The sequence below is a fragment of the Phormidium pseudopriestleyi FRX01 genome (genome assembly GCF_017313335.1).
Lineage (GTDB): Bacteria > Cyanobacteriota > Cyanobacteriia > Cyanobacteriales > Laspinemataceae > Laspinema > Laspinema pseudopriestleyi.
In genome coordinates, this window is the sequence record NZ_JAFLQW010000312.1 from 1 (window position 1) to 9,532 (window position 9,532).

Sequence of the window (9,532 nt, forward strand, 5' to 3'; positions counted from 1 at the left end):
AATCGAAGATTGGATAGACCAACTGCCTAACCCCACAGAACAAGACTCTGCCCATTAACATGGGCGCGAAAGGGTTCGCTACATCCCACGCTTAAAAGACGTGGGTTTTGCTCCCCTCTCGAACTCTCCCGCTCTATAAGCGGGGACCGTACAGGGTGTAAACGGGAACGGGGACTGTCTCCACTGGGGAGGGTAAAGAGGCAGAAGAGTCAAAGAATACTTTGCACCCAGGTGAATAAGGGGGGTAACAGCAGGCATCCAGCTACGGCGATCGCCACGATCGCCGAGATTAACACGGCACCTGCTGCACAATCTTTCGCAATTTTAGCCAAGTCATGATAACTTTGCTGAACCGTTAAATCCACTACAGATTCTAGGGCAGTATTCAGCAGTTCCATCGTTAAAACGGCCCCAATTGTTAATGTAATGATGGAAATTTCTACAAAGCCGACTTGTAAAAAAATCCCCAAGGCGATCGCCACCGAACCAATGACGATATGAATCCGAAAGTTGCGTTGGGTTTGGAAGGTATAGCGAATTCCCGTTGCCGCATATTTAAAACTAATGAATAAAGTCGTAGCAACCTGCCAGGACAAATCACGATTGAATCGGGTAGGCGGATGCGATGCTCGCTTGGATGGTGGGTTCGATCCCTCTGGAGACATAGGCAGGACAGTAGACAACTTTGATGGTGGGGCAACGGATGGAGTCGGTTGGTCGGTTATTTCCGAACGGTCTAATTTCATAGCCGGTATTGCTTCCGTGCGTTAGTTTGCTCAGATACTGAACCCATACTACAACCTCACTTTTTGACAAGTTGTGTTGTCTGTATCCTTACAAGGCAAGACCCACGGCGGTAAGTAAGGTTTCTTGCTGATCTAGCATCCGGGTCAAACTCTCTTCATCGGGATGATCCCAACCCAACAGATGAAGGAGTCCATGTGCCGCCAACCAAGCGAGTTCTACCGTGACGGAATGCTCCTGCTGTTCGGCTTGTCGAGCCGCTGTATCCACGGAAATAATAATATCCCCTAAATACAGAGGAATCTCTTTGGGGAGAGACTCTATCTGTGGATATTCTGCCTCTAAAGCGGCAAAGGACAACACATCGGTGGGTTTATTTTGATGGCGATATTGGGCATTGAGTTGTTGGATTTCACCATCGTCACTCAGGCGGATGCTCAGTTCATAGCCGATCGCCGGTGGGAGTTCGGTGGTAAGCTGTTGCAACCAAGTCTGGAACCACTGGTCCCAGGTTTCCGCTGCGATCGCATCAAACTGCACTGTCCTAGCCACATCAGACTCCCAATAGGCATTTTGCACGCTCAGATCCAGTAGAATCGTTTGACACTGCACTATAGTTTTGCCCTCTCCATTAACGGGTTAGATACGCCAATCCCACCAGCAGCCCTAACAATCCCACCGTTGTGAGGAAGAAGTGCTGCAAAGAGATCCCTCGCTTGCGAACCATATTTCGCATCGCCAGTTTCACATAACTATCTTTGGGACTTTCTGGGGATTCCCCTGGCTCAGATTCAGTCAAGGGAGCAGTTTCAGGTTCGGGCCGGTCGGACAATTCAGACGGGGTGGATGGGTGACTCATCGCAGTTAATAAAATATATGAGTTCGGAACAAAATTGATAGCATTTTTTTCAATTATACCACTTTTTTGGGGTTGAATTCCTCCAATCTGTAAAAAACCTGGACAGAATTTACCCCGTTCCTGAAGTCACTCCGATGGGGAGAACCGCAAAAGCTCCAATCCTATCCAGTTCCCTCTAAAAAATTTTATTAGTCCTGACGGATAACCCGAGTCAGAAAATAAAAAAAACCTATTAAAAACTCAGAACATTGGGGAGCATCTGATGTTTGGACAGTCTGCCCTCATCCCCCGGAGCCCCATTCTCCCTTTTTGGGAGAGGGATTTAGGGTGAGGGCGGCTTTCATTGGGATGCTCCCGAACATTGAACCCGTTATTCTGAATTTTTAATAGGTTTGACTCAAAAAAAGTGAATCAATCCATCCTAATTCTTAAAGAGAATTGCTGTCCCCCAGTTGAGTTTCCTGGCGAAGATAGGCTTCGATGAAGGCGTCAAATTCGCCATTCATAATGTCGGTAATATTGGTCGTTTCGACTCCAGTGCGGAGGTCTTTTACCATTTGATAAGGGTGAAAGACATAGTTGCGAATCTGGTTCCCCCAGGCGGCTTCTACCATATCCCCCCGGATTTCAGCAATTTCTTGGGCGCGTTGTTCTTGAGCGATTACCAGCAATCTGGCTTTGAGTAAAGCAAGGGCCTTTTCTTTGTTTTGAAGTTGCGATCGCTCCTGGGTACAGCGCACCGCGAGTCCCGTTGGTAAATGCACCACCCGCACGGCAGTTTCCACTTTATTCACGTTTTGACCGCCTTTTCCCCCGGAACGGGAAGTGGTAATTTCTAAATCTTTCTCGGGAATCTCTAACTTTACCGATTCATCCAACATCGGCATCACTTCGACTCCGGCAAAGCTAGTTTGTCGCTTGCCGTTGGCATTAAAGGGTGAAATTCTCACCAGTCGGTGAGTTCCTTTTTCTCCCTTCAAATAGCCATAAGCATAACGACCCTCAATTTCCAGAGTGGCTGACTTAATCCCCGCTTCGTCTCCCTCGGAGATTTCGCTACATTGGACTTTATACCCGTGACTTTCGCCCCAGCGGGTGTACATTCGCACCAACATTTCTGTCCAATCTTGGGCATCAGTGCCACCGGCACCGGCATTGATGCTCAAAACTGCACCGCTTTTGTCGTAGAGTCCACAGAGCAATTGCTCTAATTCCCAGCGATCGAGTTCTTCGTCGAGTTGGGTGAGAGTGGATTCTGCTTCTTGACAGAGTGCCTCATCTGGTTCCATTTCCAGCAGTTCTAAGATAGCCTTGGTATCTTCTAGGCTATTTTTCCACTGATGATATTGGTCTAAATGAGACTTGAGGTCGTTGAGTTCTTGCAGGGTAGAAGATGCTGTGCTCTGGTCTTCCCAAAACTCGGGTTGAGCGGCTAATTGCTCTAAGTCGTGGATTTTGGCAGTGAGGGCGGGAATGTCAAAGATAGTCCTGGGTTTTACCCAGGCGATCGTACAACTGTTCAACTTCCCGTTTGATTTCTAAAACTTCCATGTTGGCTGTCGCGGATTTCCTTTCTCAATCAAGCAGATAACTAATTGTTATTGTAGCTAAACTTGGGCCAAGCAAGCTGTTTTCCTTGGGGTGACAATGCCTGGTTACCCAAGCGACGATGGGAAAAACCCCCCTCGTCGCTTTGCGTGGGATTTTCAGGGGCGATCGCCTCGAAGCCTTTGCTCTCCAGGGAATCAAGATGGGGCGATTTGACCGGGCGTTAACATTTCTTCACAAGCCCTGGACATACTTTACATTGATGAGAAAAAATTTCCGTATTTTTGCTGAAATGCCCGATTTTAACTCGGAGGAGTTCAGTAAAACAACTCTAGTGGCTGCCTCTATCTTAAGGCATACTAAAAGTAGGTTAAATTTATTGACTAACTCTTAAGACAGTTTTTGTTATTCTCCAATCCACCGCCCCTGAAAACCAGGGAATCCCTTTATTTGAGGCTCTAAATAAAATGGCGACTCAATCCTCTTCTATGCACTACCGAGGGATGGAACTATTAGTCTCCTATCACCAACATCCCTCGGTGCTTGTGCGCAATCAGCTGGTGCGTTTAAATGCTGGCTTGGTCAGAAAAATAGCTCACCGAGTCAGCCATCAGTGTGCTGAACCCTACGAAGACCTCGAACAAATTGGTTATTTGGGCTTAATTCGGGCGATCGAGCGATTTGAACCCAGCCAAGGTTGTGCCTTTAGCTCATTTGCAGTCCCCTACATTCGCGGCGAAATGCTGCATTTTTTACGAGATAAAGGGTCTTCCGTGAAAATTCCCCGGCGGTGGCGGGAATTGCAAACCCGAGGCGAACGGGTTCGGGAAACCTTAACTCAATCCCTCGGACGTGTACCGACAGATACTGAGATTGCCGAACAATTGCTGGTTTCTGTGGAAGAATGGCGGCAAACGAAGTTAGCTACGCAAAATCGGATGCCCCTAAGTTTAGATGCCTTGGTCTCTGTCCAGGTTGATACTCCGATAACCTTGGGTGATACCTTGGTGGATCATCACTATCAATCTCTCCAAAGTTTAGAAGAAGAACGCCAACAACTCCAACAAGCCCTCAGTCAGTTGGAAGATAAGACTCGCGCGGTGATTGAGTCGGTGTTCTTTAATGAAATTCCCCGCAAAGAGGTGGCGGAGCAAATTGGGGTGAGTCCCATGACCGTGACACGCTGGATTAAACGCGGAATTGAACAGTTAGTCAGTGGGTTACAACCTTCGGTGACGCCTACAGAATCGTAAAAAAAATCGGAAGAGATTGGGTAAAAGAGGGTAAAAAGTAAAAGAGGGTAAAGAGGGTTTGGAGACCAAACCCCTACAGATTCAAGGGGTGTTGATGTGACTCAAATCACCCCCATGCATAACCCAATGCATCAGGGCGCAAGCCGACAAGCCCCTATAAACCCATGCAGAGGCCAGTCGAGTTGGTTTGAAGGGTTTTGTCAATTCAGTTGCTGGAATTTATGAAAATTTTGAAGCCAATTAATGCTCGAAAATATCTTTATATTGCAGTAAATCTAAAGAAATAAACACCGGCAAACATTGGAAGCACTGCTGGGCGAGTTCCCAACGTTCTTCTCGTTCTAGCATGGCTTGTAACTTCTGTTGCACCGGGAGTAAATAGCGCACATCATTGGCGGCATAACTCAACTGCGCTTCGGAAAGGTTGTCTGGATTGCCCCAATCGGAACTCTGAGCGCTTTTATCCAGTTCAACTTTAGAGAGTTCTTGGACCACTTCTTTGAGTCCGTGGCGAGGGCTGTAGGTTCGGGCTAATTTGCTGGCGAGTTTTGTACAAAAGACGGGTTGGACGGCAATGCCGAGATGATAAAGCAAGGTTGCCATATCAAAGCGGGCAAAGTGAAAGACTTTGAGGATATTGGAAGCTTCAAAAAGTTCTTTCAGATAGGGGGCTTCTTTTTGGCCTCGGGGGATGCGAATGACGGTGACGTGACCTTCACTGTCGCAAATCTGCACCAAACAGAGGCGATCGCGCTGGGGTAAGAGTCCCATTGTTTCGGTATCCACGGCGATCGCTGTGGCGGATAAATACCCCGCCAACTGTTCCGGTGTTAAATCGCGATCGCCCACTTGAAATGCTTGCAATGTCATAACGTACCTGTGATCCTAACTCTGGGTAAATTCAACCCCCAATGTATCAAAGGCCAGCCCCCTCCGGGAATTCAGATCCCCCCAGTCTCTGATAGATTGAGGAACCCGAACCTTACCGACCCTTGATAAAAATTTGGCTATAATAATACTCGCCTTTGGCATTTTTAGCAATCCCAATGCCGGTCAAATCGTAAGCCCCCACCATATTCTTCTGATGGCCGGGACTGCCAATCCACCCCTCTACCGCGCTGACTACCGGGTCGCGATAGCCCATATTATAAGCTAGATTTTCCCCGGCGCTGCGATAGGCCAGAGATTGACCGATCGCCTTGATGCGGTCATCAAACCCATCATGACTAAAGCTCATCTCACCCCGGGCCATCGCTTCACTATGTTTTCGGGCCTGGTCACTGATTCGTGCGTCTACGGTTAAAGGCGGCTGGTTCTGGGCCTGCCGATATTGATTCACCAATTCGTGAACCTGTTGTTCCATCTCGCTAAATTCGGAATCAGAAGTTGCAGGAACAGGAGTCGTCGGTGGGGGACTCAACGCAATTCCCGCATCTTCTAATCCCGCTTCTAAATTGGCAGAAAACTGACAACCACTCACCGTCATCGCGATCGTCAAGACTGCCAGCTTTGCCAGTAGAAATCCGAGTTTCATTGAGTTTTATCCACTTAGGAGTTAGGAAGCAGATGTTTCGCTACTGTTTGTACGTCTTTGTCACCCCGGCCCGAACAATTAATCACAATCCGAGGACTGCCTTCAACTTGGGTACAAAGGGTTTCTAAATAGGCGATCGCATGGGAAGTTTCCAACGCCGGAATAATCCCCTCTAATTGCGATAACCGCTGAAATGCCTCCAACGCTTCTTTGTCCGTAATGCTGTAATATTCCGCCCGTCCCAGGTCTTTCAAATAACTATGTTCCGGACCGACACCGGGATAATCCAACCCGGCACTAATCGAGTGGGCCTCAATCACTTGGCCCTCGTCATCTTGGAGTAAATAGCTCATCGCCCCATGCAAGACCCCGATTTGGCCGTGAGTGAGGGTCGCCGCGTGTTTATTCGTATTCACCCCTTCCCCTGCCGCTTCTACTCCGATGAGTCGGATTTGGGATTCGTTGACGAATTCATAGAATAACCCCATCGCATTGGAACCGCCGCCGACGCAAGCGAGGAGAATATCCGGCAAACCGCCCCATTTTTCCAGACATTGAGCGCGGGTTTCCTGACCGATCACCGCATGGAAGTCGCGGACCATCATCGGATAGGGGTGGGGTCCCGCCACTGAACCGAGGATGTAATGGGTGGTTTCCACATTGGTTACCCAATCGCGAATCGCTTCAGAGGTGGCATCTTTGAGAGTTCCAGTTCCTGCGGCAACGGGGCGGACTTCAGCCCCCATCAGACGCATTCTAAACACATTCAGGGATTGACGTTCCATATCCTGAACGCCCATATAAATCACGCATTCTAGGCCAAAGCGGGCGCAGACGGTGGCCGTTGCAACGCCATGTTGACCCGCGCCGGTTTCGGCGATAATCCGCTGTTTGCCCATGCGTTTGGCGAGGATGGCCTGGGCGATCGCATTGTTAATTTTATGAGCACCCGTATGGTTGAGGTCTTCCCGTTTCAGATAAATTTGTGCGCCGCTGCCCGAGGGTCTAGCATAATGTTGAGTCAGGCGTTCCGCGAAATACAGGGGGCTAGGACGTCCGACATAATCATGGAGTAACAAGTCCAGTTCGGCTTGAAATTCCGCGTCGTTGCGATATTGCTGATAGGCGGTTTCCAGTTCCGCCAGGGCAGGCATGAGGGTTTCGGGGACATATTTGCCGCCAAAGCGTCCGAAGCGGCCAAAGGTATCGGGTTTTTGCTCTTTTGAGGTTGGGTTTAGGGGTCTGGGTGTGGTAGTCACGGCGATCGCAATAAATAAAATAATAAAGGAATCCGACTTCCATTATACGAGGCCACTGCTCATTCCGGAGTTCTCCATTTGTCTAGCTTTCCCACTTTTAACCCCCAGGGGTTTGCCCTAGGCTAAACTACAGTGGATTGCTGTTTCATACGATTTGATAAGGTTTATGGACGCTTCTAAAAAGAAATCGGGTCGGGACAATCGCATCGCTTATCAAGAATTCGGAACAGGTAGCCAACCGAATGCCGCCACGCAACGTCCGGTTACGGAACTGCCGCCTTCTGAGCAAAAGATTCGAGTTCAAGCCTCTCGCAAGGGGCGCAAGGGGAAAACGGTTACAGAAATTACCGGCTTTCAACTTAAACCCGAAACTTTATCGGACTTGGCAAAACAGCTAAAAAGCCAGTGCGGAACTGGGGGGACGGTCAAGGAAAATGCGATTGAAATGCAAGGGGATTGCAAGCAAAAAGTTGTGGAAATTTTGACAGGTTTAGGTTACCCGGCCAAAATCAGTGGTGGCTGATTTTAACTCCTCCAAACTGCCCCAATGGAAGGATAAATCCCATAAATCAATGCTTCAATTGGGGCGAGATATAGCGGTTCTGTGGACTCATTATGTAATCTCTAAAGCCCCTCTCCCTCTTTGGGAGAGGGGTTTGGGGTGAGGGCTTTACCGTATATTCATGAGAACCACGATATGGGCAGTTTTTCTAAACAATTTGCTTCAAATTTTGAGCCACGCTGTTGAGTCGGTCGGTGCCGGTTTTGACTTGGCTAATGCCTAGGGCGGTTTGACTAGCAACTTTATTTAGGGAGTTCATGGCTTCTACGACTTGCTGAATGGCGATCGCTTGCTGTTTGGCGCTCAAAGAGATTTGTTGGGTACTTAAGGTAATGTTATTAATGGCTTCGGTGACTCCCTCGAAGGCTTCGGCAGTTTCTTTCGCAATTTTTAAACTCCCTTGGACCGTTTTACTGCCTTCATCAGTGACAATGACTGTGGAATTAATCGCCGATTGAATGTCTGAAACCAGCCCATTAATCTTTTCAGTGGATTTCTGACTTTGGTCAGCGAGTTTTCTAATTTCACTGGCAACTACTGCAAATCCTTTGCCATGTTCCCCGGCTCGAACTGCTTCTACCGCAGCATTTAAGGCCAGCATATTCGTTTGAGTTGCTAAATCACTGACGAGTCCAGAGATATTACGAATTTGCGAGGTTTGTTCGCTCAAGCGGAGGATTTGTTCAGCGATTTCTCCCACTTTGGCTTTTAAAGCGGACATATCGGCTAAGGTGCGTTCGACGGCTTTACTCCCGCCTTCGGTTAAGACTAAGGCATTGCGGGCATCAGCAGCAGCAGCTTCCGCTTGTTCTGCTGATTGTCGGGAGGATGCACCCAATTCATCCATTGTTGTGGTAGTTTGATTCACCGACGCTGCCTGATCGTTGGCAATGCGTTCTTGTTGGGTCATGGTGGTGGAGATATCCCGAGAGGATTCGGTGATTTCTTGGGCGACTTCCTCAACCCGTCGGTTCACTCCAGAGGCGATCGCCCATACGGCATAAGCCATTAACCCCAGTTCGATTAATCCGCCCAGAATTAGGGTTAATTGCAAGTTATTTAAGCTCGTTTCGAGGTTCCTGATTTCTTGAGATCCAAGTTGTTGCTCAGTGGGGGTTAAGAGGGCTTCGTTGCTGCCTAAATTTTGGGTGGCAATGGGCTTGAGACTGGTCCAGGATTGCTGCGCTTGTTCTCGGTTAGAATAGAGCAAGACCAGAAGTATCAATAATCCACCAAAAGGTAGCAACGCTACCCGCCAAATGTACGAGTTTAGTTTCCGATTAGAATCCATATAAGTTTTCCATTCTTTAGCAGGCGATCAACTTTTAACGACCCTTTTCGGTCTGAAAAACCCTGATAATTTGTTGTAGTTGCTACCGATTGAAGGGAGGAAGTTATTTTCTACCCGGTGATGATAATTTATAGAAAATTATATCATTTCTGGGAGGGTTTTTTGGAATCTGGGGAGGGGGAGGAGTTCCGGGGGCTGAGGTGGAGGAGGGAGGGGAAGGGGTCGAGCGATCGCCTGATGGCGGATTGCTTTGGGGTTGAGAAATCCGTAGTTTTACGGAAAAGAAGGGGGGAGCATCCCAGGAACACAGGAGCGCCTTCCCCTGGGTTCGAGTCGAGGCTGTGGGGGGGAATAGAGGGAGAGCGATCGCCCCTTTAACCCGGGCTAAGGGTGCAAAAATGGCGATCGCAAAATGTCTCGGCTTTCCGGGGGTGAGGCGTCTCTCATCAACTCCCCCGACCCCAGGTTAAATCGCAAAAAAA

Annotated in this window: 10 protein-coding genes; 2 read left to right on the forward strand and 8 right to left on the reverse strand. The window is 48.6% G+C overall.

All coding sequences use genetic code 11. The features are described from left to right. Positions 1 to 209: 209 nt before the first annotated feature. The 4 genes from J0895_RS11665 to prfB all read right to left on the reverse strand — a co-directional run bounded on the left by J0895_RS11665 (position 210) and on the right by prfB (position 3,154). Complete coding sequence (locus J0895_RS11665) at positions 210 to 746, reverse strand: diacylglycerol kinase family protein (protein WP_207088260.1); 537 nt, start codon at positions 744 to 746, stop codon at positions 210 to 212. Positions 747 to 834: 88 nt separating this feature from the next. Continuing rightward, on the reverse strand, positions 835 to 1,356 hold the full coding sequence (ybeY, locus tag J0895_RS11670) for an rRNA maturation RNase YbeY (RefSeq protein ID WP_207088261.1): 522 nt from the start codon (positions 1,354 to 1,356) through the stop codon (positions 835 to 837). A gap of 19 nt (positions 1,357 to 1,375) precedes the next feature. Continuing rightward, positions 1,376 to 1,603, reverse strand: coding sequence for a DUF3285 domain-containing protein (locus J0895_RS11675; RefSeq protein WP_207088262.1), 228 nt, complete (start codon positions 1,601 to 1,603; stop codon positions 1,376 to 1,378). Between the two features lie 428 nt (positions 1,604 to 2,031). Then, positions 2,032 to 3,154, reverse strand: a protein-coding gene (gene prfB, locus J0895_RS11680) for a peptide chain release factor 2 (RefSeq protein WP_207088263.1) whose coding sequence is annotated in 2 segments (ribosomal slippage) — positions 2,032 to 3,081 and positions 3,083 to 3,154 — 1,122 coding nt in all. Because the reading frame shifts where the segments join, the coding sequence is not laid out codon by codon here. A 464-nt stretch (positions 3,155 to 3,618) separates the two neighbouring features. Here prfB and J0895_RS11685 point away from each other — a divergent pair. Further along, positions 3,619 to 4,404 (forward strand): RNA polymerase sigma factor SigF, encoded by a 786-nt coding sequence (locus tag J0895_RS11685; protein WP_207088264.1) that lies wholly within the window; start codon positions 3,619 to 3,621, stop codon positions 4,402 to 4,404. A 240-nt stretch (positions 4,405 to 4,644) separates the two neighbouring features. On the opposite strand, the gene J0895_RS11695 is transcribed toward J0895_RS11685, so the two are convergent. From J0895_RS11695 to trpB, 3 genes are all read right to left on the reverse strand, one after another. Next, positions 4,645 to 5,274 carry a ribonuclease D gene (locus J0895_RS11695; protein WP_207088266.1) on the reverse strand — a complete coding sequence of 210 codons (630 nt, stop codon included), beginning with the start codon at positions 5,272 to 5,274 and terminating at the stop codon, positions 4,645 to 4,647. A 112-nt stretch (positions 5,275 to 5,386) separates the two neighbouring features. After that, a complete protein-coding gene (locus J0895_RS11700; protein ID WP_207088267.1) occupies positions 5,387 to 5,938 on the reverse strand; it encodes a CAP domain-containing protein in 552 nt (183 codons plus the stop codon). 14 nt (positions 5,939 to 5,952) lie between these two features. Beyond that, positions 5,953 to 7,197: a tryptophan synthase subunit beta gene (trpB, locus tag J0895_RS11705; RefSeq protein WP_207088268.1), complete on the reverse strand. Its 1,245-nt coding sequence runs from the start codon at positions 7,195 to 7,197 to the stop codon at positions 5,953 to 5,955. A 166-nt stretch (positions 7,198 to 7,363) separates the two neighbouring features. Between trpB and J0895_RS11710 the strand changes: the two genes are divergently transcribed. Beyond that, positions 7,364 to 7,720, forward strand: coding sequence for a translation initiation factor (locus J0895_RS11710; RefSeq protein ID WP_207088269.1), 357 nt, complete (start codon positions 7,364 to 7,366; stop codon positions 7,718 to 7,720). A 187-nt stretch (positions 7,721 to 7,907) separates the two neighbouring features. On the opposite strand, the gene J0895_RS11715 is transcribed toward J0895_RS11710, so the two are convergent. Then, positions 7,908 to 9,050, reverse strand: coding sequence for a methyl-accepting chemotaxis protein (locus J0895_RS11715; protein WP_207088270.1), 1,143 nt, complete (start codon positions 9,048 to 9,050; stop codon positions 7,908 to 7,910). Positions 9,051 to 9,532 lie beyond the last annotated feature (482 nt).